The sequence below is a fragment of the Paenibacillus sp. FSL H7-0357 genome, assembly GCF_000758525.1.
Classification (GTDB): Bacteria; Bacillota; Bacilli; order Paenibacillales; family Paenibacillaceae; genus Paenibacillus_AQ.
In genome coordinates this window covers 124309-148143 of sequence record NZ_CP009241.1, presented here as the reverse complement: position 1 = coordinate 148143, position 23835 = coordinate 124309, and the positions used below count along the sequence as shown (strand labels likewise).

General features: G+C 49.3%; 18 protein-coding genes, 10 tRNA genes, 3 rRNA genes and 1 other RNA gene. All 32 read right to left on the bottom strand.

The features are described from left to right. Positions 1–112: 112 nt before the first annotated feature. The 32 genes from H70357_RS00745 to H70357_RS00595 all read right to left on the bottom strand — a co-directional run bounded on the left by H70357_RS00745 (position 113) and on the right by H70357_RS00595 (position 23574). A complete protein-coding gene (locus H70357_RS00745) occupies positions 113–631 on the bottom strand; it encodes an acyltransferase (protein ID WP_179091832.1) in 519 nt (172 codons plus the stop codon). After that, a complete protein-coding gene (ppaX, locus tag H70357_RS00740) occupies positions 628–1281 on the bottom strand; it encodes a pyrophosphatase PpaX (RefSeq protein ID WP_038584603.1) in 654 nt (217 codons plus the stop codon). Before ppaX ends, H70357_RS00745 begins: the two co-directional genes overlap by 4 nt. 7 nt (positions 1282–1288) lie before the next feature. Next, on the bottom strand, positions 1289–2320 hold the full coding sequence (lgt, locus tag H70357_RS00735) for a prolipoprotein diacylglyceryl transferase (protein ID WP_038584600.1): 1032 nt from the start codon (positions 2318–2320) through the stop codon (positions 1289–1291). A gap of 12 nt (positions 2321–2332) precedes the next feature. Further along, positions 2333–3271, bottom strand: a complete 939-nt coding sequence (gene hprK, locus H70357_RS00730) for an HPr(Ser) kinase/phosphatase (protein ID WP_038584597.1) — start codon at positions 3269–3271, stop codon at positions 2333–2335. A gap of 300 nt (positions 3272–3571) precedes the next feature. Beyond that, positions 3572–4693 (bottom strand): ABC transporter ATP-binding protein, encoded by a 1122-nt coding sequence (locus H70357_RS00725; protein WP_038584594.1) that lies wholly within the window; start codon positions 4691–4693, stop codon positions 3572–3574. Positions 4694–4800: 107 nt separating this feature from the next. Next, on the bottom strand, positions 4801–5895 hold the full coding sequence (locus tag H70357_RS00720; protein WP_038584592.1) for a PucR family transcriptional regulator: 1095 nt from the start codon (positions 5893–5895) through the stop codon (positions 4801–4803). A gap of 109 nt (positions 5896–6004) precedes the next feature. Next, the gene (locus H70357_RS00715; RefSeq protein ID WP_156130790.1) at positions 6005–7075 is read right to left on the bottom strand and encodes an NAD(P)/FAD-dependent oxidoreductase; all 1071 of its coding nucleotides are present in this window, start codon (positions 7073–7075) and stop codon (positions 6005–6007) included. 41 nt (positions 7076–7116) lie between these two features. Continuing rightward, a tRNA-Lys gene (locus H70357_RS00710) sits at positions 7117–7189 on the bottom strand. A 7-nt stretch (positions 7190–7196) separates the two neighbouring features. After that, a tRNA-Tyr gene (locus H70357_RS00705) sits at positions 7197–7282 on the bottom strand. Positions 7283–7287: 5 nt separating this feature from the next. Next, positions 7288–7363: transfer RNA gene (locus H70357_RS00700), tRNA-Phe, on the bottom strand. A gap of 28 nt (positions 7364–7391) precedes the next feature. Further along, positions 7392–7469 (bottom strand) — tRNA-Asp (locus H70357_RS00695). Between the two features lie 16 nt (positions 7470–7485). After that, a tRNA-Thr gene (locus H70357_RS00690) sits at positions 7486–7561 on the bottom strand. Positions 7562–7611: 50 nt separating this feature from the next. Further along, positions 7612–7687: transfer RNA gene (locus tag H70357_RS00685), tRNA-Val, on the bottom strand. Between the two features lie 8 nt (positions 7688–7695). Beyond that, positions 7696–7772: transfer RNA gene (locus H70357_RS00680), tRNA-Met, on the bottom strand. 26 nt (positions 7773–7798) lie between these two features. Then, positions 7799–7890, bottom strand: a tRNA-Ser gene (locus tag H70357_RS00675). 80 nt (positions 7891–7970) lie between these two features. Next, positions 7971–10897 (bottom strand): 23S ribosomal RNA (locus H70357_RS00670). Between the two features lie 152 nt (positions 10898–11049). Further along, positions 11050–11125, bottom strand: a tRNA-Ala gene (locus H70357_RS00665). A 29-nt stretch (positions 11126–11154) separates the two neighbouring features. Then, positions 11155–11231: transfer RNA gene (locus H70357_RS00660), tRNA-Ile, on the bottom strand. A gap of 40 nt (positions 11232–11271) precedes the next feature. Continuing rightward, a 5S ribosomal RNA gene (gene rrf, locus H70357_RS00655) occupies positions 11272–11388 on the bottom strand. 105 nt (positions 11389–11493) lie between these two features. Beyond that, a 16S ribosomal RNA gene (locus tag H70357_RS00650) occupies positions 11494–13049 on the bottom strand. The 16S, 23S and 5S rRNA genes sit together here with 10 tRNA genes alongside, the layout of an rRNA operon. A 345-nt stretch (positions 13050–13394) precedes the next feature. After that, a complete protein-coding gene (locus tag H70357_RS00645) occupies positions 13395–13661 on the bottom strand; it encodes a pro-sigmaK processing inhibitor BofA family protein (RefSeq protein ID WP_038584589.1) in 267 nt (88 codons plus the stop codon). Positions 13662–13692: 31 nt separating this feature from the next. Next, the gene (locus H70357_RS00640) at positions 13693–13950 is read right to left on the bottom strand and encodes a hypothetical protein (protein ID WP_038584586.1); all 258 of its coding nucleotides are present in this window, start codon (positions 13948–13950) and stop codon (positions 13693–13695) included. 235 nt (positions 13951–14185) lie between these two features. Further along, entirely contained in the window at positions 14186–14782 is a 597-nt protein-coding gene (gene recR / locus H70357_RS00635; RefSeq protein ID WP_038584584.1) for a recombination mediator RecR, read from the bottom strand. Positions 14783–14818: 36 nt separating this feature from the next. Beyond that, positions 14819–15130 carry a YbaB/EbfC family nucleoid-associated protein gene (locus H70357_RS00630; RefSeq protein WP_038584581.1) on the bottom strand — a complete coding sequence of 104 codons (312 nt, stop codon included), beginning with the start codon at positions 15128–15130 and terminating at the stop codon, positions 14819–14821. Between the two features lie 49 nt (positions 15131–15179). Next, on the bottom strand, positions 15180–16955 hold the full coding sequence (gene dnaX / locus H70357_RS00625) for a DNA polymerase III subunit gamma/tau (RefSeq protein WP_038584578.1): 1776 nt from the start codon (positions 16953–16955) through the stop codon (positions 15180–15182). A gap of 145 nt (positions 16956–17100) precedes the next feature. Continuing rightward, positions 17101–17369: signal recognition particle sRNA large type (gene ffs / locus H70357_RS34735), an RNA gene on the bottom strand. Between the two features lie 140 nt (positions 17370–17509). Further along, complete coding sequence (gene rpmE, locus H70357_RS00620; RefSeq protein ID WP_038598301.1) at positions 17510–17707, bottom strand: 50S ribosomal protein L31; 198 nt, start codon at positions 17705–17707, stop codon at positions 17510–17512. 117 nt (positions 17708–17824) lie between these two features. Then, positions 17825–19102 carry a radical SAM family protein gene (locus H70357_RS00615; RefSeq protein ID WP_038584575.1) on the bottom strand — a complete coding sequence of 426 codons (1278 nt, stop codon included), beginning with the start codon at positions 19100–19102 and terminating at the stop codon, positions 17825–17827. 24 nt (positions 19103–19126) lie between these two features. Further along, the gene (rho, locus tag H70357_RS00610; RefSeq protein WP_038584572.1) at positions 19127–20485 is read right to left on the bottom strand and encodes a transcription termination factor Rho; all 1359 of its coding nucleotides are present in this window, start codon (positions 20483–20485) and stop codon (positions 19127–19129) included. A gap of 150 nt (positions 20486–20635) precedes the next feature. Continuing rightward, positions 20636–21889 (bottom strand): UDP-N-acetylglucosamine 1-carboxyvinyltransferase, encoded by a 1254-nt coding sequence (locus H70357_RS00605; protein ID WP_038584569.1) that lies wholly within the window; start codon positions 21887–21889, stop codon positions 20636–20638. A gap of 236 nt (positions 21890–22125) precedes the next feature. Further along, positions 22126–22980: a class II fructose-1,6-bisphosphate aldolase gene (gene fba / locus H70357_RS00600; RefSeq protein WP_038584566.1), complete on the bottom strand. Its 855-nt coding sequence runs from the start codon at positions 22978–22980 to the stop codon at positions 22126–22128. Positions 22981–23187: 207 nt separating this feature from the next. Continuing rightward, positions 23188–23574: a response regulator gene (locus H70357_RS00595; RefSeq protein WP_038584563.1), complete on the bottom strand. Its 387-nt coding sequence runs from the start codon at positions 23572–23574 to the stop codon at positions 23188–23190. Positions 23575–23835 lie beyond the last annotated feature (261 nt).

Below are 23835 nucleotides of genomic sequence, written 5' to 3'. Positions count from 1 at the left end.
ACTTATCTGTCGCTGCTCCTCTATAACGAAAAAAACCGCCTTACGTAACTATACCCAAAAGACATCATAATGCATCCTGGACAAGTAAAATACGTAAGCGGTTTGTTTCTAACTATAGGTCTTCTGTACGGTCTAACCGGTCTGACGAGTCCCCCGGGCGCAGCTCCCGCAGCGGATTGCCTCCGACAAACGACCCGGCCGCCACATGCTTGTGCACAACCGAACCGGCCGCCACAACCGCGCCATCTCCGATCGTTACACCGGGGAGAATGGTTGTATTAGCGCCAATTAGAACATTTTCACCAATAATGACTTCACCGAGCCGATACTCTTTAATCAGGTACTCATGAGCCAAAATGGTGGTGTTATAGCCGATGATGGAGTTTTCGCCGACTGTAATTTTCTCCGGAAAAAATACATCCACCATTGCCATCAGTCCAAATGCCGTATGTTTACCCACCTTCATGCCAAGGATCCGGCGATAAATCCAGTTCTTGAGCGGAAGAATGGGGCAATACCGGGCAATTTGGATAAATATAAAATTACGGACGCCCTTCCATGGGCTAACTGTACGGTAAATGTACCAGAGTGAATTATGCCCCTCCACCGGATAGCGGGTTAGGTTTCTCACGATTCCTTCGTCCCTTGCCGGACTATCTCATATAAATCCGTCATGTCGTGGATAATATAATCCGGCTCATATTTACGCAGCGTCTCTTCCCCTTTAAGTGACCAGGCTACAGCTGCTACAGGCACACCTGCCGCTTTGGCCGATTGGATATCTACAATGCTGTCGCCTACCATTAAGGTATGCTGCGGGTCAACCTCTAAGTTGCGGATAGCTGTCAGCACCGGCTCCGGATGCGGTTTAGGCTGTGTCACATCAGTAACCGTTACTATAGTTTCCATATACTTCAGCAGATCGAACATTTCCAGTGCCTTGAGCGTAGTCGGACGAATCTTCGTCGTTACAATTCCCATTCTAATCCCGCGCCGCGACAGCTCTTCCATCGTTTCATTCACACGCGGAAAAGAACCAATCAGCTCGTCGTGATGCGCGTAGTTGTAAGAACGGTAGGACTTCTCCAATACACTGGTATCCTCAAGGCCGGAGAACGCGCTCAGCTGCTGATGAAGTGTTGTTCCCATATGGGGGATAATCTGCTCCCGGGTCAAAGACGGAAGATTGTTCTCCTTCAGCGCATGCATGAAAGAGCCAATAATCAGTTCATTGGTATTCACAATCGTTCCGTCCAGATCAAAAAGAACGCATTCTATCATCGGGTTACTACTCCTTCGGTTCCGCATCCTCAGACTTGACCTTGTCAGGCGGTGCCGCCTGCGGGGCTTTTTGCGGTGTGTTGACTGCATTCTCCGGGACCACAGAATCTGCAGCGACCGGCTTGGTGCTGACAATAGGATCGGAATAATGAGCCTTAGATTGACCGGTTACCCGGCGCACAATAATAAGTACTACGGCAGCTACGATAATCAGCAAAGCGAGCAGCTGCGAGATACGGATATTTCCATAGGCAGGATCAAAGTACCCTTGTTCAAAGCCCAGCCATTTCATCGGGCTCCACAGGCCGTTGACGAATGAAGCTACACCGCTGCTGCCGTTAAAGCCCAAGCTGTCGGTACGCAAGGCTTCAATGAAGAAGCGGCCGATTGAATACCAGATAAAGTAGGATAAGAAGATTTCACCCGCACGGACAAACCTCTGGCGGCGCAGCACCATAAGGAGTAGAATACCCAGCAGGCTCCACAGAGATTCGTACAGGAAGGTTGGATGATGGAACGCATTTTCTATGTACATTTGATTGACGATAAAGTCAGGCAAATGCAGCTTATCACGCAGGAACGACTCCTCTACAACCCCACCATAAGCCTCCTGATTGATAAAGTTTCCCCATCGGCCAATCATTTGTCCGGCCAGTAGTCCAGGCGCGCAAATATCCACAACACGCCAGAATGGGTACCCTTTATAGCGGAAATAGATAATGGCGCAAATAATGGCTCCGATCAAGGCTCCATAGATGGCAATTCCGCCGTTCCATATTTTGAAGACATCTATAAAGTTATCCTTATAGTCCTCCCATTTAAAAGCTACAAAATATATCCGTGCGCCAATGATCGCCGACGGCACTCCAAGCAGCAGCATATCCATAAAGAATTCCTGGGAAATATTAAACCGTTTGCCTTCCTGAATCGCGAGGAATAATCCGGCAAGTGCGCCGAATCCCAGGATCAAACCATACCAGTGAACGGGTAGTGAACCGATGGAGAATACAATGGGATTAATCGCTAATGAAAAAAACATGCTCTCACACTCCTAGTCCAGATCATCCATGTCTTCAGATATGGTAGCTGTAAGTTTATTGGTAAACTGCAGAGCCGCGTTAAAGCCCATTTGCTTCAAGCGGTAGTTCATGGCCGCAACCTCAATAATAACGGCAAGATTTCGTCCTGGCCGTACCGGAATCGTTACGAGGGGAACGTCCGTATCGATAATCCGTGTTGTTTCTTCATCCAGACCAAGCCGGTCATATTGCTTGTCCTGCTGCCAGGCTTCCAGCCGAACCACCAGCGTAATACGCTTATGATTGCGGATTGCGCCTGCACCAAAGAGTGTCATTACATTTATAATTCCGACGCCGCGGATTTCGAGCAAATGGCGGATCAGCTCCGGTGCCGTACCATGCAGCTGGTTGTCGGAGGTCTGGCGGATTTCCACGGCATCGTCCGCGATCAAGCGATGTCCGCGTTTAACGAGCTCAAGTGCCGTTTCACTTTTACCAATGCCGCTGCTGCCTGTAATCAGCATGCCTACACCGTATACATCGCAGAGAACGCCATGAATGGTTGCTGTAGGTGCAAGTCTGCCTTCAAGGAAGCTGGTCAGTCTACTGGAAAAAATCGTTGTAGCCATCGAGCTGCGCAATACCGGAAGCCCTTTTTCATTGCTTATGTCAATTAGCTCCTGCGGCACATCCAATGCTCTTGTAATGACAATGCAGGGTGTGTTATCCTTACAGATCCCGCGAATCCGGCTCTTGCGCTCTTCCTCCGAAAGCATAGAAAAGAAGGCCAGCTCTGTCTTGCCCAGCAGCTGTACCCGTTCTTCCGGATAATATTCGAAATAACCTGCTATTTCCAGCCCGGGCCGATTCAAGTCATCCACTGTAATCGGTCTCTTCAGACCTTCATGCCCGGAAACAACCTCTAATTGAAAATGCTGTACCAATTCCGATACTTTTACCTTCTTAGCCATGTATGTCCGTCCTTTCGTCACCTAACGGTTATGTCCGCTTTCCTACATTTGGTTAACAACTCTTTCCATTCCATCCGTAGGTAATTCTCCTGCTATCTTAATTGATAATCCCCTTTAATGCAATCTTAATACCTGCTACCTTGCCCTTAGATCCATTGATATATAAGGAGTTGAACCCAAACCTGCTTATATTCTACCCATCTATTCCTATAGCTTAGGAGGTCATTAGCGGAAGGCTCCAAGAAGACAAAAAAGCCGCCCTTTCAGGCGGCTTTCTTTAAAAGGGAAGATATTTCTATCTTAGCCCAACAATACGTTAAGTTCGGATTCTTTATCAAAGATGTGGATTTTGTTCATGTCAATTGCCAATTTAGGCTTGCTGCCTTCACGGGTAGTGGAACGTCCATCTACACGGGCAATTACAGTGTTGCTGCCCAGACCACTCAAGTAAAGGAGCATTTCATGACCAAGGTTTTCCGTAACATCTACCAGCGAAGTGAAGATTGTGTTCGGGGAAGCTTCCAGGAATACTGGTTCTTCATGGATATCTTCTGGACGAACGCCCATGATCACTTCTTTGCCGATGTAGCCTTTGCTGCGCAGGATTGTAGCTTTGCCTCCTGGAACTTCAACGTCAAGGTTCTCAGCGCGGAAGCGAACAGCGCCGCCAACATCGGACAGAGTACCATTGATAAAGTTCATAGTTGGGGAACCAATAAATCCGGCTACGAACAGGTTGGTAGGCTCATTGTACAGTTCTTCAGGAGAAGCTGCCTGTTGAATGATACCATCATACATAACTACGATACGGTCACCCATCGTCATAGCTTCTGTCTGGTCATGCGTTACGTAGATACAAGTGGTTTCAAGGCGTTTAACCAGTTTAGTGATTTCAGCACGCATTTGACCACGAAGTTTAGCATCCAAGTTGGAAAGTGGCTCATCCATCAAGAAGACTTGCGGATCACGGACGATAGCGCGGCCTAGAGCGACACGTTGGCGTTGACCACCGGACAGTGCTTTAGGTTTACGCTCAAGCAAGTGCTCGATATCGAGAATTTTCGCAGCTTCGCGAACTTTCTTGTCGATTTCTTCTTTCTTCACTTTACGCAGTTTCAAACCGAAAGCCATGTTTTGGTACACGCTCATATGCGGGTACAGGGCGTAGGATTGGAATACCATCGCGATATCGCGGTCTTTAGGAGCAACGTCATTGACTACACGGTCGCCAATGTACATTTTACCTTCGGAGATTTCTTCCAGACCAGCGATCATACGCAGGGTAGTGGATTTACCACAACCGGAAGGTCCAACCAGTACGAGGAATTCCTTATCTTTAATATCAAGATTGATGTCGATTACTGTTGCTTTATCGGAACCCGGGTATTTTTTGAAAATATGCTCTAAACGTACGCCTGCCATTGTATTTCCCCCTCGAGTTATTAGTAGATTATAAATAAATCGCTTTCTTGTACATTTATCTTACCCCAGACGTGCCTCGCTGGCTATTTGCAACGTTCACAAAAATCCTATTTTCTTTTCGTCACTTTATACAATAACATGGTTAACTTTACAATTGCTGCGTCGCCAAAGCTCCGTACATCGGCTCCGGTCTCCTGTTTGATCTTGTCCAACCGGTATAGGAGCGTGTTGCGGTGGATGTACAATTTTTTCGCGGTCTCACTGACATTGCAGTCCATCTCGAAGAAAGTTTCCAGCGTCAGCAGCATTTCCTTATCCGCCAGCACCGAAGTATAGTCACCGATCTGTCCTAGCAGCTGCCTGCGCCGCTCATCAGGGATACTGTTCACCAGCCGCTCCATATGCAGCTCCCACGGGAGATGAATATAGTCGCCAACCTGAAAAATCCGTCCCAAAACAATCGTTTCCCGCAGCAGCGCAACCGAGCCTGTCAAACCTTTTACCGGGATGATCGCCGGTGCAACCGCCAGATGGAATACACCTACCCACTCACTGGCAATCAGCTCATGCAGCCCCATACAGGTCTGTGACAGAAGCTCATCTACACTCTCTTCCTCATCGTCCTTATCATCCCCGCCGGTCAGCAATTCCTTGCGGGCTAAAATTAACCATTCCTTCTCCTGCAGGGGGATCAGCAATATTTCGTTCTCAAAATAATTGCGCAGCAGCTTCATAAGCGAACGGTAAGAGATCTGCGGATTGTGGACATTCTCACTCACCAGCAGAAAAGGAATCATCTCGCCGAACAAACGTCCCTTCAGAGTAATTTCGTCAGGAATCTCTGCATCATTCTTCTCTTGCTCGAGCTGCGAATTCAGCCAGTTGCTCAGCTGCCGTGCCTCTACTTCTCCTTCTTCCTTTAACCCTGTGGCCTTGAGCGCGACAGCAAAATTCCGTGCCGCATAATTGACCAATTGCAATTCCAGAGCTGAAAGGCCATCCATCTCTACCCAAATCGCAGTTATTCTTCCCTCGTTCTCATACAATGGTACCCAGAGATGACCTTCATGAGTGACCGGCTGATCCAACTCTTCTTTGCCTATGCCAAAAAGAGAAGCTGAATGCTGCCTCCCGAGTTGTTTGATTCCGGTTCTCTTTCCGGTGAGCTGCTCCAATTTTTGACGCAATGCCTCACTATCCATCGTCACCATACTCCACCACTTTTGCTCTTTTCGCCTATTTTATCATAATTCCCAACATTATGCGGCCTGGTCCCTCCGATTACTAAGACACAATCGACAATTTGAGGAATCATTTATTTTGTTTTACCATTTCACTATGATTTTGCTTAGACGGCGGCAAGCTTACCGGAGATATCTTCTTTAACTCTTTATGCATCCAAATACCGGCTATCGCTCCCTCGCCCATTGCAACTGTAGCTTGCTCTGCATGAACAGCCACATCACCAGCCACCCATAAATGCTCCACATTGGTCATTAATGAACGGTTATCCGCTTCGATATGCCTGTTCTTATGAAGCTTCACCCCAAGCTCTGCCGCAAGTTCCGAATGTACCGCATTGTTCCCAAAGGCGATGAACCCACGCTCCGCAAGCAAAGTAATTCTGCTCTCCAGGATTACCGCTTTAATGATTCCATCGTTCTCCTCATCGATTCGAGCAACTGCTTCCTCTACATATAAGATCCCTTGCTCTTCAAGACGTTGGCGGTTTTCTGCCGATACCGGCTGGCACTCATGATTGATATAAGTCAAATCACCCGTACGCTCACGCAAAATAAAAGCCATGTTTGCCCCTACGTCACCTGAGCCCAGCAATAGGGTCTGCCGGTCCTGAATTTCGTAGCCATCACAATCCGGGCATACATATACCGTCTTCCCTAGTGTAGCTGCAAGCCCCGGCAGCTTAGGAAAGCGGTCCATTACACCTGTTGCAAGCAGCAATGTCTTGGAACTATAGCACTGATTCTTGGAACCGTTCAGCTGAAACAAACCATTCTGCTTCTCTGCCTTAGTAATCCTATCCGTAGCAAACTCCACACCGGCAACTTCAGCCTGCCTCCTGCCCCTTGCCCTAAGCTCTTCACCGGATATTCCCTCTGGCCAGCCCAATATATTATGATAATTGCGGCAAATGTTAGATCTTCCCCCTCCCGCGTCTATCACAAGCACATGGTGGGTAGAGTAACGCCCCAATTGAATCGCTGCCTGCAGGCCGGCAAAACCGCCTCCAACAATAATTGCATCATATATAACAGGAATCCCCTCATTTCTGCTCAGTGTTATAAACTTATAATTAAACGGAGACAGGAATTTTAAACTCGCTGTCAGCAATTTCATTTTCATGCGGTATGACGATAACACAAAAAAGCCACCACCCGAAGGTGATGACTTTCTGATTGGGATGAGCCATGAAGGACTCGAACCTTCGACACCCTGATTAAAAGTCAGGTGCTCTACCAACTGAGCTAATGGCTCATAAAACTGGTGGAGGCTGATGGATTCGAACCACCGAACACGTACGTGAGCAGATTTACAGTCTGATGCGTTTGGCCACTTCGCTAAGCCTCCATATATGGTGGCGCGGGAGGGAATCGAACCCCCGACACAAGGATTTTCAGTCCTTTGCTCTACCGACTGAGCTACCGAGCCATAAAAAAAGCCATAAAACATAAAAAAATGGCGGAACCGACGGGATTCGAACCCGCGATCTCCTGCGTGACAGGCAGGCATGTTAGGCCAACTACACCACGGTTCCGCATTTGTAAAAATAATGGTGCCGGCGAGAGGACTTGAACCCCCAACCTACTGATTACAAGTCAGTTGCTCTACCAGTTGAGCTACACCGGCACGGTGTAAAAGTGTTGAAACAGTGTTGAAACAGTGTTGAATTGTGAAAATGGTGGAGGCTGAGGGGATCGAACCCCCGACCCTCTGCTTGTAAGGCAGATGCTCTCCCAGCTGAGCTAAGCCTCCGGGTTGTATGGTAGCGGCAGAGGGGATCGAACCCCCGACCTCACGGGTATGAACCGTACGCTCTAGCCAGCTGAGCTACGCCGCCACACTAACAATATTATGAATTTGAAATGGCGGAGAGAGAGGGATTCGAACCCTCGCACCGCTTACGCAGTCTAACCCCTTAGCAGAGGGTCCCCTTATAGCCACTTGGGTATCTCTCCAAACAAGTTGGTGCCATGTAAATTCATTCAGGAACCTTGATTCCTGAAAACTGAATCCGAAACGAATCTGCGTCTTACTGTTGGATAAGCCCTCGACCGATTAGTATTGGTCAGCTCCATGCATTGCTGCACTTCCACCTCCAACCTATCTACCTCGTCGTCTTCAAGGGGTCTTACTAATTGGGAAATCTCATCTTGAGGGGGGCTTCACGCTTAGATGCTTTCAGCGCTTATCCCGTCCGTACGTAGCTACTCAGCCATGCTCCTGGCGGAACAACTGATGCACCAGCGGTACGTCCATCCCGGTCCTCTCGTACTAAGGACAGCTCCTCTCAAATTTCCTGCGCCCACGACAGATAGGGACCGAACTGTCTCACGACGTTCTGAACCCAGCTCGCGTACCGCTTTAATGGGCGAACAGCCCAACCCTTGGGACCTACTTCAGCCCCAGGATGCGATGAGCCGACATCGAGGTGCCAAACCTCCCCGTCGATGTGGACTCTTGGGGGAGATAAGCCTGTTATCCCCAGGGTAGCTTTTATCCGTTGAGCGATGGCCCTTCCATGCGGTACCACCGGATCACTAAGTCCGACTTTCGTCCCTGCTCGACTTGTTGGTCTCGCAGTCAAGCTCCCTTATGCCTTTGCACTCTTCGAATGATTTCCAACCATTCTGAGGGAACCTTTGAACGCCTCCGTTACTCTTTAGGAGGCGACCGCCCCAGTCAAACTGCCCGCCTGACACGGTCCCCGTACCCGATTAGGGTACCAGGTTAGAACCTAGATACGATCAGGGTGGTATCCCAACGGCGCCTCCGCAGAAGCTTGCGCTCCTGCCTCTACGGCTCCCACCTATCCTGTACAGATCGTACCCAAATTCAATATCAAGCTGCAGTAAAGCTCCATGGGGTCTTTCCGTCTTGTCGCGGGTAACCTGCATCTTCACAGGTATTAAAATTTCACCGGATCTCTCGTTGAGACAGCGCCCAAGTCGTTACGCCATTCGTGCGGGTCAGAATTTACCTGACAAGGAATTTCGCTACCTTAGGACCGTTATAGTTACGGCCGCCGTTTACTGGGGCTTCGGTTCACAGCTTCGGATTGCTCCTAACCGCTCCCCTTAACCTTCCAGCACCGGGCAGGCGTCAGCCCGTATACTTCGCCTTGCGGCTTCGCACAGACCTGTGTTTTTGCTAAACAGTCGCTTGGGCCTTTTCACTGCGGCCCCCTCGGGCTATTCACCCTACCGAGGCACCCCTTCTCCCGAAGTTACGGGGTCATTTTGCCGAGTTCCTTAACGAGAGTTCTTCCGCGCGCCTTAGAATTCTCTTCTCGCCTACCTGTGTCGGTTTGCGGTACGGGCACCTTCTCCTGGCTAGAGGCTTTTCTTGGCAGTGTGAGATCATGACCTTCGCTACTATAATTTTCGCTCCCCATCACAGCCCAGCCTTAACGGTGTGCGGATTTGCCTACACACCAGCCTCACTGCTTAGACGGACATCCATCAGTCCGCGTCACTACCCTCCTGCGTCACCCCATCGCTCATAGCGGATTACGGTGGTACAGTAATTTCAAACTGTTGTCCTTCGACTACGCCTTTCGGCCTCGCCTTAGGTCCCGACTTACCCTGAGCGGACGAGCCTTCCTCAGGAAACCTTGGGCTTTCGGCGGATCAGATTCTCACTGATCTTTTCGTTACTCATACCGGCATTCTCACTTGTATGCTGTCCAGCGCTCCTTACGGTACACCTTCAACCTGCATACAACGCTCCCCTACCCCAGATGCAAAGCATCTAGCCATAGCTTCGGTGGTGTGTTTAGCCCCGTTACATTTTCGGCGCAGAGTCACTCGACCAGTGAGCTATTACGCACTCTTTCAATGGTGGCTGCTTCTAAGCCAACATCCTGGTTGTCTGTGCAACTCCACATCCTTTCCCACTTAACACACACTTGGGGACCTTAGCTGATGGTCTGGGCTGTTTCCCTTTTGACAATGGATCTTAGCACTCACTGTCTGACTCCCGGCAAGAAGTTAATGGCATTCGGAGTTTGACTGAGCTTGGTAACCCTTGCGGGCCCCGCACCCAATCAGTGCTCTACCTCCACCACTCCATTCACCGAGGCTAGCCCTAAAGCTATTTCGGGGAGAACCAGCTATCTCCGAGTTCGATTGGAATTTCTCCGCTACCCCCACCTCATCCCCGCATTTTTCAACATACGTGGGTTCGGGCCTCCAGTGCGTGTTACCGCACCTTCACCCTGGACAGGGGTAGATCACACGGTTTCGGGTCTACGTCCACATACTAAATCGCCCTATTCAGACTCGCTTTCGCTGCGGCTCCGGCTTCTCACCTTAACCTTGCATGTTAAACGTAACTCGCCGGTTCATTCTACAAAAGGCACGCCATCACCCATAGATTGGGCTCTGACTTTTTGTAAGCACACGGTTTCAGGTTCTATTTCACTCCCCTTCCGGGGTGCTTTTCACCTTTCCCTCACGGTACTGTTTCACTATCGGTCGCCAGGTAGTATTTAGCCTTAGCAGATGGTCCTGCTGGATTCATACGGGGTTTCACGTGCCCCGCACTACTCGGGATCCGTCTCGGAGAGAACACGGTTTAGGCTACAGGGCTTTTACCTCTATCGCGGGCCTTTCCAGACCTCTTCGCCTACCATATTCCTTTGTAACTCCATGTGAGACGTCCCACAACCCCAAGGGGCAAGCCCCTTGGTTTAGGCTGTTCCGCGTTCGCTCGCCGCTACTGACGGAATCACTATTGTTTTCTCTTCCTCAGGGTACTTAGATGTTTCAGTTCCCCTGGTCTGCCTCTATCTCCCCTATGTATTCAGAGAGAAGTAACTGCGAATTACCACAGCTGGGTTTCCCCATTCGGACACCCCCGGATCAAAGCTTGCTTACAGCTCCCCGAGGCAGTTTCGTTGTTCGCCACGTCCTTCGTCGGCTCCTGGTGCCTAGGCATCCTCCGTGTGCTCTTATTAGCTTAACCAATGCGTTTTCCGTTAGGAAAATCGCTAGCATCGCTATAATACAAACTTGTTTACACAAGTTCAGCTTAAAGGAATGTTCTAAAACGCAAATTCGTTTCGGTATCCAGTTTTCAAGGATCAAGTTTAAAGAAGTATTGAGTTTAAATCATTTTGGTGGAGCCAAGCGGGATCGAACCGCTGACCTCCTGCTTGCAAGGCAGGCGCTCTCCCAGCTGAGCTATGGCCCCATAAAAGTACTATCCTGTTAAATGTTATATGGTGGGCCTTGGTGGACTCGAACCACCGACCTCACCCTTATCAGAGGTGCGCTCTAACCAACTGAGCTAAAAGCCCATATAACATAACATTGAATCAACCAACGAATTGGTTGTCCGCTTGGCAGCGTCCTACTCTCCCAGGACCCTTCGGTCCAAGTACCATTGGCGCTGGAGGACTTAACGGTCGTGTTCGGGATGGGTACGTGTGGAACCCCTCCGCTATCGCCACCAAACGCATACGAAAGAGACTTGCTCTTTCAAAACTGAACACGAGTGAGTGTTTTGGAAGCTGAACTTCCGATTTGAATGTCACCGTTGCAGGTGACGATTCTCCATAGAAAGGAGGTGATCCAGCCGCACCTTCCGATACGGCTACCTTGTTACGACTTCACCCCAATCATCTACCCCACCTTCGGCGGCTGGCTCCCTTGCGGGTTACCCCACCGACTTCGGGTGTTGTAAACTCTCGTGGTGTGACGGGCGGTGTGTACAAGACCCGGGAACGTATTCACCGCGGCATGCTGATCCGCGATTACTAGCAATTCCGACTTCATGCAGGCGAGTTGCAGCCTGCAATCCGAACTGAGACCGGCTTTGCTGGGATTGGCTCCACCTCGCGGCTTCGCTTCCCGTTGTACCGGCCATTGTAGTACGTGTGTAGCCCAGGTCATAAGGGGCATGATGATTTGACGTCATCCCCACCTTCCTCCGGTTTGTCACCGGCAGTCACTCTAGAGTGCCCAGCCTTACCTGCTGGCAACTAAAGTCAAGGGTTGCGCTCGTTGCGGGACTTAACCCAACATCTCACGACACGAGCTGACGACAACCATGCACCACCTGTCTCCTCTGTCCCGAAGGCCGCCACTATCTCTAATGGATTCAGAGGGATGTCAAGACCTGGTAAGGTTCTTCGCGTTGCTTCGAATTAAACCACATACTCCACTGCTTGTGCGGGTCCCCGTCAATTCCTTTGAGTTTCAGTCTTGCGACCGTACTCCCCAGGCGGAGTGCTTACTGTGTTAACTTCGGCACCAAGGGTATCGAAACCCCTAACACCTAGCACTCATCGTTTACGGCGTGGACTACCAGGGTATCTAATCCTGTTTGCTCCCCACGCTTTCGCGCCTCAGCGTCAGTTACAGCCCAGAAAGTCGCCTTCGCCACTGGTGTTCCTCCACATATCTACGCATTTCACCGCTACACGTGGAATTCCACTTTCCTCTTCTGTACTCAAGCCACCCAGTTTCCAGTGCGACCTCAGGTTGAGCCCAAGGTTTAAACACCAGACTTAAATAGCCGCCTGCGCGCGCTTTACGCCCAATAATTCCGGACAACGCTTGCCCCCTACGTATTACCGCGGCTGCTGGCACGTAGTTAGCCGGGGCTTTCTTCTCAGGTACCGTCACTCCGGTAGCAGTTACTCTACCGGACGTTCTTCCCTGGCAACAGAGCTTTACGATCCGAAAACCTTCATCACTCACGCGGCGTTGCTCCGTCAGGCTTTCGCCCATTGCGGAAGATTCCCTACTGCTGCCTCCCGTAGGAGTCTGGGCCGTGTCTCAGTCCCAGTGTGGCCGTTCACCCTCTCAGGTCGGCTACGCATCGTCGCCTTGGTGAGCCGTTACCCCACCAACTAGCTAATGCGCCGCAGGCCCATCTCCTTGTAGCAGATTGCTCCGCCTTTCATCCTTCGTCCATGTGAACAAAGGAATTATCCGGTATTAGCTACCGTTTCCGGTAGTTATCCCAGTCAAAGAGGTAGGTTGCCTACGTGTTACTCACCCGTCCGCCGCTAAGTTAATCCGGAGCAAGCTCCATCATAACTCCGCTCGACTTGCATGTATTAGGCACGCCGCCAGCGTTCGTCCTGAGCCAGGATCAAACTCTCCAAATTGGTATTTAGAAAGAGCGATTGCTCAATTTGAAACATCTGACGAGAATTTACATTCTCAAGATGAAATTTCTAAAGCGTATAAATACGCTGTGAAACTCATCAGTTTTGGATCTCACTTGCGTGATTTCCCACTCACTCGTTGTTCAGTTTTCAAAGATCAATGCCTCTTTTTTCGTCGTCGTCGCTTGTCAGCAGCGACCTTTATAATATATCACAGCACCCTCACTTCAGTCAAGCGTTTTTTTAATTTCTTTTTTCGCTTTCCTTATTGGCAAGTTATCAAGTGATATCTTGTCCAAAGGGCCGAGACTTAATGTATCATAAATTAATAACATGCGTCAACCATTAAAACAAAGTTATTTTTAAACCGAGCAGCATCAGGACTCCCGGAAGTCCAAGAATCGTTACTGCGCCTATGGTTGCCGGGTTTAAAGGAAGATAAACTTCCGTAAGCAATCCGGAGAAATTCACTATATAAATGCCCAGTGCAGCAAGAATAAGATGAGTTCCAAACAAACTAAGCCAGGCCCAGCCCAATTTTTTACGAAAAACTATTAATATCAATAATAACCCGGATAATATCAATACGCCCATTGCAGCCAATCTTAGCATTGTGCTCCCCCTTTACATGTCTTGTCCAAACTTATAATAGACTGCGGTTAAGCCCCAAGCTTTTAGCATGCTTAAGATGAATCTGATATTTGCGTTCAGCTGCCTCCAGAATATATATCGCGTAATCAATTTGATCCTGACCCAGCGCCTCATCAAACATCAAATAGGCTCTTTGCCACTCCGCTTGTGCCTTGCACACCTCAAGGTATACATTCCAATGCTCATCCAAGTCTGACACCTGAACATCTTTTGCATCGTTTCCCTGCTTTCTGGAGCCCCACCAACCCATTTGCGATTCCCCCTCAAGAATAATTCTATGCTTTGATAACGCGGCTTCCGCGTCTTGCATATTCTCATTCATATAAAGATGGGGACAAACTTAGAACTAAAAAAGTCCCACAAAGCAAGACGGCGGTTCATAGCTTATCTTGTATGTAATGTATCGTTCAGGACGTATGCGCCCTCGTATATACAAAAAAGAAGCCCTCACGGGCTTCCTTCGCTGATTATGATGTCAGAACTGTTTAGAGCTCACGACGGCCTTCCAAAGCTTTGGATAAGGTAACCTCGTCCGCATACTCCAGATCGCCCCCCACGGGCAAGCCATGGGCTATTCTGGTGATTTTAATATCGAACGGACGGACCAGACGGGAGATATACATGGCCGTAGCTTCACCCTCAATATTGGGGTTAGTGGCCATAATAAGCTCTTTCACTCTCTCGTCGCTCAGCCGGGTCAACAGTTCCTTGAGTCTTATATCATCAGGACCTATGCCCTCCATCGGTGAAATTGCACCCTGAAGCACATGATAGTAGCCGTCGAACTCCTTGGTTCTCTCTATGGCTACAAGATCCTTGGAGTCTTGTACCACACAGATCACTGAGGTATCTCGGGTTTTGTCCTGACATATACGGCATGGATCGGTGTCCGTAATGTTGCAGCAGACCGAGCAGTAATGAAGATTGCGTTTGACACTGACAAGCGCTTTGGCAAAATCAATAACTTCATCCTCTTTCATGTTGAGTACATGAAAAGCCAGCCGGGCTGCTGTCTTCGGGCCGATCCCGGGCAAACGTGTAAAAGCTTCAATCAGCTTGGCTAGCGGTTCTGGATAATACAAATTGATGGTTCTCCTTTGGTCTGGAGTGGAGTAGGCCTAGAATAAGCCAGGGATCTTCATTCCGCCGGTGAATTTACCCATGTCGTTGTTAGCCAGCTCTTCAGCCTGGGTAAGGGCGTCGTTTACAGCGGTGATGACAAGATCCTGCAGCATTTCGATATCTTCCGGATCAACAGCCTCTGGTTTGATTTGCATGGACAGCAGCTTCTTATGGCCATTCACTTGAACAGTAACCACGCCGCCGCCGGAAGAACCTTCGATCGTCTTGCTTCCCAGCTCTTCTTGGGCTTTGAGCATTTGCTCCTGCATTTTTTTAACCTGTTTCATCATTTGGTTCATATTATTCATAAGTCGTCTCTCCTTTGGAATGCGCTTTTTGCGCTCATAGGCTTAAATGCTACTCTTTTATGACAACAAGGTCTTCTCCAAAGAGCTGGATAGCCTCGTCAATCCATGGTTCAGTCTTTGTCTCCGCAGTTTCATGCTCATGCTCGAGACGAAGCTCCTCCTTGCCCGGTTGTGCAGCAGACTTCTGCGCCGCTTCATTCCAGTCGCGCAGAAGTATCGTAACCAGACGGTAGGGTTTACCCAGCCGTGCAGCTAACACATTCTCAATCACCTGTCTGTTGGCCGGTTTCTCTGTGGTGTCCCGGTGAATTGTGTTCTTAAAGGCCACAAGCACGGCATCTTCCATTACAGACACAGGCTCACCGTCAACAAACCAGGCATGCACGGTTACCTTCTCCTCCTTCACCCCTTGCAAGACGACGCTCCATTGTTTAAACACCGAAGCGAAATCAGCACTGTCTTTACCGGCGATGAATTTATCCAGCTGCGGAGGCAGCTTGGAGGGCGAGGAGATTCGTGGAGCCGAGCTTTGGGCTGGCTTCTGGGCGGAAGCCTGATCTCTTGAGCCGTTACCGGATATCCCACCGGACTGCATAGCCTGCTCGAGCTTCTTCTCCAATGCGGCAATCTGACGCTTAAGAAGCTCTAGTTCCCCCGAATCCACGGAGGGGCTGCCGCTTGAAGGCTGCAGGGAGGCTACTGAGCCAGGGGCAGCCGCCAGAATCGGAGCTCCTCCGCCCTGCTGCAAGCTGCATAACTTCATCAGCGCCACTTCAAACAAAGTCTGCGGATGAGTGGCATATTTCATTTCTCCCAGATAGCGGTTCAGGGTCTCGACAATTTCAAACAGCCGCTCCCGGGAGAACGCTGCTGCCATGTCGCGGAATTCAGCAGGATTGAGAACCCGGTCTGTTAGCTGATCCGCGCCCGGCACCATCTTGATCATCAGCAGATCACGGAAATAATACAGCAGGTTCTCCAGACATTTGTCGGCGCTTTTGCCTTCGTGCATAAGCTGCTCGACAAGTTCCAGAAGCAGACCCATATCACCTTCCAGAATGGCTGTTGCAAGGCGGGCAAACTGCTCGGAAGGAATCCCCCCCGTCATCCCCAGCACTTGCTGGTAAGTCACATTGCCGTCTGTAAAGGAAGAAATCTGGTCCAGTATGCTGAGAGCATCGCGCATCCCCCCATCGGAAAGACGGGCAATGTACTGCAATGCATCCGCATCTGCAGTAATGCCTTCCTTCTCACAGATTTCAGTTAGTCGGCCACTCTGCTCTTCGAGCGATACTCTGCGAAAGTCAAAACGCTGGCAGCGGGAAATAATCGTTGCCGGCAATTTGTGAGGTTCTGTCGTCGCCAAAATGAACATGACATGGGGCGGCGGCTCCTCCAGCGTCTTTAGCAGAGCGTTGAACGCTTCTGTTGTCAGCATATGCACTTCATCAATAATATACACTTTACGGCGTACTTCGGTAGGCGCATATTTCACCTTATCCCGCAGATCGCGAATCTCTTCAACACCCCGGTTGGAGGCCGCATCAATTTCCTGCACATCCATTACGTTGCCAGCGGAAATCCGCACACAGGATGGACATTCATTGCATGGCTCCGGACCCGGACCGCGCTCGCAATTGACCGCTTTGGCGAGCACTTTGGCAGCACTCGTCTTGCCAGTTCCCCGCGGGCCGCTGAACAGGTAGGCATGCGAAACCCGCTGTTCACGAATCGCATTCTGCAGCGTCTGGATAATGTGCTGTTGTCCTACCATGTCTTGAAACGACTGCGGCCGCCAAGCACGGTACAGCGCGATATGTTCCACTATGCATTACCCTTTCTTAGGCTGCCGCTTTCCGGCATTTGTCGCTAATTTATTATACTATATTCCCCAGACTTTGACCAAAAACAAAAAGCATCTTTGCTTGTGGCAAAGACGCTATCATTAACGATATGTTCATAATATAAAACCGTGCACCTGTTATTGATGGCTGCGATCCAAGCGGCAACCCTACAAGACTGCTCGGGCTAGGCTACCCTCCGGCACAAGAGTAAACTTGCTTATGGCTGCTTCCTTCCGGACCTGACCAGGTTCACAAGCACTCATTGCGGAGGACCCAACCGTCAACACAGTCCATAGGGACCAAGGCCTCACATCGACAGCACCTCTAACAGGAATTCAACCTCGCTACAGCGGATTGCGAGTTACAGGGCACCGCTACCTCCCCGTCTAGCACGGCGAAGATAAGTATAGCTCACCGCCCGGTAAAAATCAACCCGGCAAGCGGAAATGGCATTATTTTCCTCTGGTATATAAAAACCCCCTGGCTAAAAAGCCAAGGGGCAGTCCAATCTTATGCCACTGAAAGGCAAGGCTGATTAGATACCGTATTTCTTCTTGAATTTATCAACGCGACCACCGGCATCAAGGAATTTCTGCTTGCCAGTGAAGAACGGATGGCAGTTAGAGCAAATTTCGACGCGCAGCTCTTGTTTAACAGAACCGGATTCGAATGTGTTGCCACATGCGCAGGTTACCTTAGTAAGGTTGTACTTGGGTTGGATTGCTTGTTGCATTTGAATTTCACCTCTCATGCCCTAGGACTCATGCGGACCCAGAGTTATTAAACATACAACGGTATTTTAGCATGAAAGGTAGAAGTCTGCAATATGTTTGAAGCCCATATTTCCGTGCTACATATGGACTCTGCGCTGTTTGGCACGGGCCAAATCCGCTGGAGGGACATGAGTGAAGGAGCCTATAACCACACCCGGAAGTTCCTCGCGGAAAATCTCAAGCATGGTCTTCATCCCCAGAATTTCGCCTTGCGCCGGAGGAATGAGTTCTAAATAGCTCTCGGGATCAATGTTCAGATTACGCATCTGAATCAGTTTCAGATCTGTACGTCTTACAAACTCCACCATCGCCTCAATTTCTTCCTCGCGATCCGTGACCCCGGGGAAAATCAGATAATTGATAGAAGTATATACACCCTGCGCCGCAGCGTATTTCAACGACTTCTCCACATTTGCCAAAGTGTAGCCGCGAGGCTTGTAATAAGCGTTGTAATGGTCATCCAAGGCACTGATCGTACTCACCCGCATCAAATCAAGCCCTGCATCAACAATCCCGCGGATATGGTCGCTCAGCCCGGCGTTGGTGTTGATATTGATGTAGCCCATATCAGTAACCGAACGCACTTCACGAATAGACTCAATAATTAATTTGGCCTGTGTGGAAGGCTCGCCTTCACAACCCTGACCGAAGCTGATGATGGACTGAGGCGTCTTCAGATGCTCCAGCATGACTTGAGAAATTTCATCCACCGTAGGCCGGAAGTTCATACGGGTCTGCGGCGATACAAACCCGCTGTCATCAGGCTGTTCGGAAATACAGCCAAAGCACCCGGCATTGCAAGAATAGGAGACCGGAACCGCACCTTCCCAACGACCTAAAAAGGTATTTGAGGAAGTCAGGCATTCATAGCCCAGCGCGCAGTTGGAAAGATGATCATATAGACGGTTCTCCGGATACTTGGCGGTCAAATCACCGACTCCGGCTTCCACATTCTCCCGGTCACAATTCAAAGGGTTCCATTGTTCGGGATCATCCGTAAGTTCAGCAGCTACGTAGAAGCCGCCATCCTTCCACACTACAGCGGAATATCCGAACAGCGGAAGCTTATATGACTTGTCTGTCTTGACATAACCAGGAAGACAAAGTCTTGTAAAACCCTGCGGCAACAGTGCGCCTACAGCCTGCGAACCTTCCGGCAACGGCAGCATTTCCCCTGTCTCGGGGTTCATGCCTACTGCCCGCGTATTAGGCAGTCCTACCAGCGTCGCGCCTTCCGGCAGCGGAATCAATTCTTCCTCCAGCATCTCAACAATCATATCTCCGCTGCGGGCAAGCCCGTACAGCTCGGGATGATCATATACGTTTCCTTGCCCGTCGGCATATACCAAATACATGTTAGTCTCCTCTTATATCAATTCTCAGGTTGTAGGGACAGTAGGTGTCTTGGGCCGTGTTGTCCGGCGCGCCGACGAACCGCTATTAGAAGTTCCGCCATTGCTGGCAGTACCGCTTGCCGATGAACCCTCTTTGCTTCCGGCCACATCAAAAGACGCCAGGAATTCGGCATTGGTCTTGGTGTCACGCAGCTTTTTGATGAATCCCTCTACAAAATCGTACGACTCGTTCATATTTTTGCGGATCGCCCAAATGGTGTCGAGTTCTTCCTTGCTCAGCAGCACCTCTTCGCGGCGTGTGCCTGAACGGCGGATGTCGATTGCCGGGAAGATACGTCGTTCCGCCAGCTTGCGGTCCAAATGCAGCTCCATGTTGCCCGTACCTTTAAATTCTTCATAAATGATATCATCCATACGCGATCCGGTATCAATCAATGCTGTTGCAAGGATCGTCAGGCTTCCGCCTTCTTCTACATTCCGCGCAGAACCAAAGAAACGCTTCGGACGGTGGAACGCCGCAGGATCTATCCCCCCGCTAAGTGTCCGGCCGGATGGAGGAACCACAAGGTTATAGGCGCGTGCCAACCGGGTAATGCTATCCAGCAGAATAACAACATCCTTTTTATGCTCAACCAAACGCAGTGCCCGCTGCAGGACAAGCTCAGCTACCTTAATATGATTCTCCGGAAGCTCATCAAATGTGGATGCAACCACTTCGCCTTTTACAGAGCGCTGCATATCAGTTACTTCTTCGGGACGTTCATCAATCAGCAGTACAAACAGTTCAATCTCGGGATTATTAGTGGAGATACTGTTGGCTATTTCTTTCAGAAGGAGCGTTTTTCCTGCTTTGGGAGGTGCTACAATCAAACCGCGCTGCCCCAGACCTACAGGAGCAAGTAAATCCATTATTCGGGTAGATAAATGAGTAGGGGATGTTTCGAGCGGCAGCTTGTCTTGCGGATAAAGAGGTGTCAGCGCCGGGAAATGCAAGCGCTCCGCTGCACTGGCAGGATTCTCGCCATTCACGGCATTTACTTGAAGCAATCCAAAGTAACGTTCATTTTCTTTCGGTGTGCGGCATTTCCCGGAAACAAGATCGCCGCTTCTTAAATCAAATTTGCGAATTTGCGAAGCCGAGATATAAATATCTTCCGCGCTGGGCAAATAGTTAATCGGCCTCAGGAAACCATAGCCTTCAGGCAAAATCTCCAGTACGCCTTCCATGAACATGAGCCCGCTTTGCTCCGCTTGTGCACGAAGAATCGCAAAGATCAGTTCCCGTTTCTTCAGCGTTCCGTAGTAGGGAATCTGGTATTTCTTAGCCAGCTTATACAGATCGGTCAGCTTCATTTCTTCCAGATCGGAAATTTGAAGATCCATGTAATAACCACCTATTCAATTTTTGTATGAGTTCGGGCAAAATATGAGTCTATTAAATTGCTCATTAGGATAGGATTACCCAAATTGGAAGGAGATATGCAGTTTAGAGGCAAATATTACTCCTCCCAATTCCTCGGGCAACCTCAATTTCTATTCGTTCTCGCGCCAGACCTCGGCACCCAAATTGCGCAGATTGCTAACAAGATTATCATATCCGCGGTCAATATATTCCACACCCGTGACCTCGGTAATGCCTTCCTGAACAGTCAGTCCGGCAATGACCAGCGCCGCACCCGCGCGCAAATCGGCAGCCTTTACTTTAGCAGCGTTAAGCTTGCCGCCTTCAATAATGGCTGATCGCCCTTCTACGCGGATCTTTGCGCCCATCCGCACGAGTTCCGGCACATGCTTAAACCGGTTGCTGTAGACAAAATCGCTAAGGACGCTAACTCCCTCAGCCTGGGTCAATATACTTGTCATCGGGGATTGAAGATCGGTGGCAAAACCGGGGTATACCAAAGCCTTAACATCGACATGCTCATATCGGGCTCTGCCGATCACACGAATGCTTTCGTCCAGTTCTTCAATTTCTACGCCCATCTCCAGCAGTTTGGCGGTTAATGCCTCCAAATGCTTGGGGATAACGTTATCTATTAACACGTTGCCGCGCGTTGCTGCAGCAGCAATCATATATGTCCCAGCTTGAATCCGGTCGGGAATGATGGAATGACGGCAGCCATGCATCTCCGTAACGCCTTCGATCCGGATGGTTTCGGTACCGGCGCCTTTAATAACTGCGCCCATAGAGTTTAATAGGGTAGCTACATCTATAATCTCAGGCTCTTTAGCCGCATTTTCAATAATTGTAGAGCCTTTGGCCCGTGAAGCCGCAAGCATAATGTTAATGGTCGCTCCAACGCTGGATACATCCAGATAAATTTTCGCACCGCGCAGTTCCTTGGCATAAAGATGAATCGAACCATGATCATTGGTCACGGTCGCTCCCAGCGCCTCAAAACCTTTAATGTGCTGGTCAATTGGGCGGGGTTCAAAATTACAGCCGCCGGGAAGACCAATTGTCGCTTCTTTGAATCTTCCAAGAAGCGCTCCCATCATATAATATGAAGCCCGCAATTTCTTAACGGGGCCGTTAGGCATTGGAATGGAGACGATACGGGAGGGATCAATTCTCATCTGGTTGCCTGACCACGACACAGTCGCACCAAGCTCTTCCAGAATTTCAGAGTAAACAGCCACATCACTAAGGGAGGGCAAATTATCCAGAACAACTTCAGATTCGGCTAAAATCGCCGCAGGAATAAGCGCAATTGCGCTATTCTTCGCTCCGCTGATGGTTACAACGCCCTCTAGCGGACGTCCACCGCCAATCATTAATTTTTCCATAGATTTATCTGGTTCCCCCTACGTGTATTGCAACTTATCCGGCAATACCTGCTGTGGCATTTTTGGTGAATAAAATGGAAAGACACCGGCTAAGCGGTGTGCTTTCCATATCAAACTATTCAACTGGACAGCGTTAAATAACCTGTCCCGGTGCATAAAGATATTAATCTGTGCAGATGCACAAAGGAAAGAGCACTCTTAACAAGGGTAGCTCGTCCGCTAAGGGCGGAAATAAATTACGCTTTGTTGCTGGATCCGAACTCGCGGATTTTACCAATAACGGTTTGTTTGATGGCATCGCGGCCTGGTGCGATAAATGTACGTGGATCGTAAGCATCAGGTTTAGCAGCAAGAACTTCGCGAACTACTTTAGCAAATGCGATTTGGTTCTCAGTGTTTACGTTGATTTTGGAAGTACCCAGGGAGATCGATTTCTTGATATCGTGCTCAGGGATACCTGTACCACCGTGCAGAACCAGTGGAAGTTTAACCGCGTTGCGGATTTCTTCCATTTCTTTGAATCCGAGGTTAGGCTCGCCATGGTAAGGACCGTGTACGGAACCAAGTGCCGGAGCCAAAGTGTCGATGCCGGTTTCTTTAACGATGCTTACGCATTCGTTCAGGTCAGCATATTGAATGCCGCCGATAACGTCATCTTCTTGTCCGCCAACTGTACCTACTTCGGCTTCTACCGAAACACCTTTAGCGTGTGCATAGTCAACGACTTTTTTAGTCATTTCAATGTTTTCGCTGATTGGGTGGTGGGAACCGTCGATCATTACGGAAGTAAATCCGGCATCAATGGCTTCCTTACATTTGTCAAAGCTAGAACCGTGATCCAGGTGAATCGCTACAGGAACGGTGATTTTCATGTCATGAACAAGACCTTCAACCATCTTTACAACAGTGTAGAACCCGCCCATGTGACGAGCTGCGCCTTCGGATACACCAAGGATAACCGGTGATTTCTCTTCTTCTGCGGCACCAAGAATCGCTTGAGTCCACTCAAGGTTGTTGATGTTGAACTGGCCTACTGCATATTTTCCTTCAAGTGCTTTGTTTAACATGTCTGTCATAGATACTAATGGCATGGTTTCAATCCTCCTAAGAATGTTGGTTGCTTATATATAAGCCGACATCACATACAGGCTTATTATAGCACATCCTGTGTTAAATACTAAATAGGGTACACAAAAAAATGTCCCGGTGGGACGATATTCATCCAGCCCATATCCCAGCGGAACTCATCCTTTTTAGATTGTCCATTTCAGGAGTATCCCAAACGGCCTATTCCAACACTAGCTGCACTGGTCTATCGACTTGCTGTTAAGATGCATGTTCACGGCTACCCGCATCTCATCAATGTCAAAAGGTTTGGTAAAGTGCATCAGTGCTCCGAGTTTCGTCGCTTCCTTAATCATATCCAGCTCTCCGTAGGCAGTCATCATAATCACCTTTATGGCCGGATTGATTTCCTTCAAATGCTTCAGGATTTCGAGTCCGTCCATTCCCGGAATCTTCATATCAAGCAGAACCAAGTCTGGGGATTCACTACGAACAATGTCCAGTGCCAATTTTCCGTTAGCTGCTTGAAAAGTGGTATACCCTTCGCTATTAAAGACTTCCATGAGAAGAATCCGGATTCCGTTCTGATCGTCGACAATTAATACTTTCTTCTTTTCCATATCATACCCTCCCAGATTTAAGGCAGATTGACTATACCGCGCTCCGCACAGCTAACGGCCCACTACAACTTAGTCTATACGAAACCTATAATTCGTGCTTTACAGCCAAAATCCTGCTAATTGGATAAAATGGGTAAATACAATCCATATAATGGTTAAACACTGACTACCCGGGAATGGTAAATTCAAAACTATAAAAATTAAATTTCTCAACAGCAGAAAAGGTATTCAAACCCTTATAACTAAAAAAAACGGCTTTGC

Bases quoted from the DNA above. Each gene is read 5' to 3' on its own strand.
- ppaX (WP_038584603.1), bottom strand. From the start codon at position 1,281: ATGATAGAATGCGTTCTTTTTGATCTGGACGGAACGATTGTGAATACC.
- lgt (WP_038584600.1), bottom strand. From the start codon at position 2,320: ATGTTTTTTTCATTAGCGATTAATCCCATTGTATTCTCCATCGGTTCA.
- hprK (WP_038584597.1), bottom strand. From the start codon at position 3,271: ATGGCTAAGAAGGTAAAAGTATCGGAATTGGTACAGCATTTTCAATTA.
- H70357_RS00725 (WP_038584594.1), bottom strand. From the start codon at position 4,693: ATGGCAGGCGTACGTTTAGAGCATATTTTCAAAAAATACCCGGGTTCC.
- H70357_RS00720 (WP_038584592.1), bottom strand. From the start codon at position 5,895: ATGGATAGTGAGGCATTGCGTCAAAAATTGGAGCAGCTCACCGGAAAG.
- H70357_RS00645 (WP_038584589.1), bottom strand. From the start codon at position 13,661: ATGCTAAGATTGGCTGCAATGGGCGTATTGATATTATCCGGGTTATTA.
- H70357_RS00640 (WP_038584586.1), bottom strand. From the start codon at position 13,950: ATGGGTTGGTGGGGCTCCAGAAAGCAGGGAAACGATGCAAAAGATGTT.
- H70357_RS00630 (WP_038584581.1), bottom strand. From the start codon at position 15,130: ATGAATAATATGAACCAAATGATGAAACAGGTTAAAAAAATGCAGGAG.
- rpmE (WP_038598301.1), bottom strand. From the start codon at position 17,707: ATGCAACAAGCAATCCAACCCAAGTACAACCTTACTAAGGTAACCTGC.
- H70357_RS00615 (WP_038584575.1), bottom strand. From the start codon at position 19,102: ATGTATTTGGTATATGCCGACGGGCAAGGAAACGTATATGATCATCCC.
- rho (WP_038584572.1), bottom strand. From the start codon at position 20,485: ATGGATCTTCAAATTTCCGATCTGGAAGAAATGAAGCTGACCGATCTG.
- H70357_RS00605 (WP_038584569.1), bottom strand. From the start codon at position 21,889: ATGGAAAAATTAATGATTGGCGGTGGACGTCCGCTAGAGGGCGTTGTA.
- fba (WP_038584566.1), bottom strand. From the start codon at position 22,980: ATGCCATTAGTATCTATGACAGACATGTTAAACAAAGCACTTGAAGGA.
- H70357_RS00595 (WP_038584563.1), bottom strand. From the start codon at position 23,574: ATGGAAAAGAAGAAAGTATTAATTGTCGACGATCAGAACGGAATCCGG.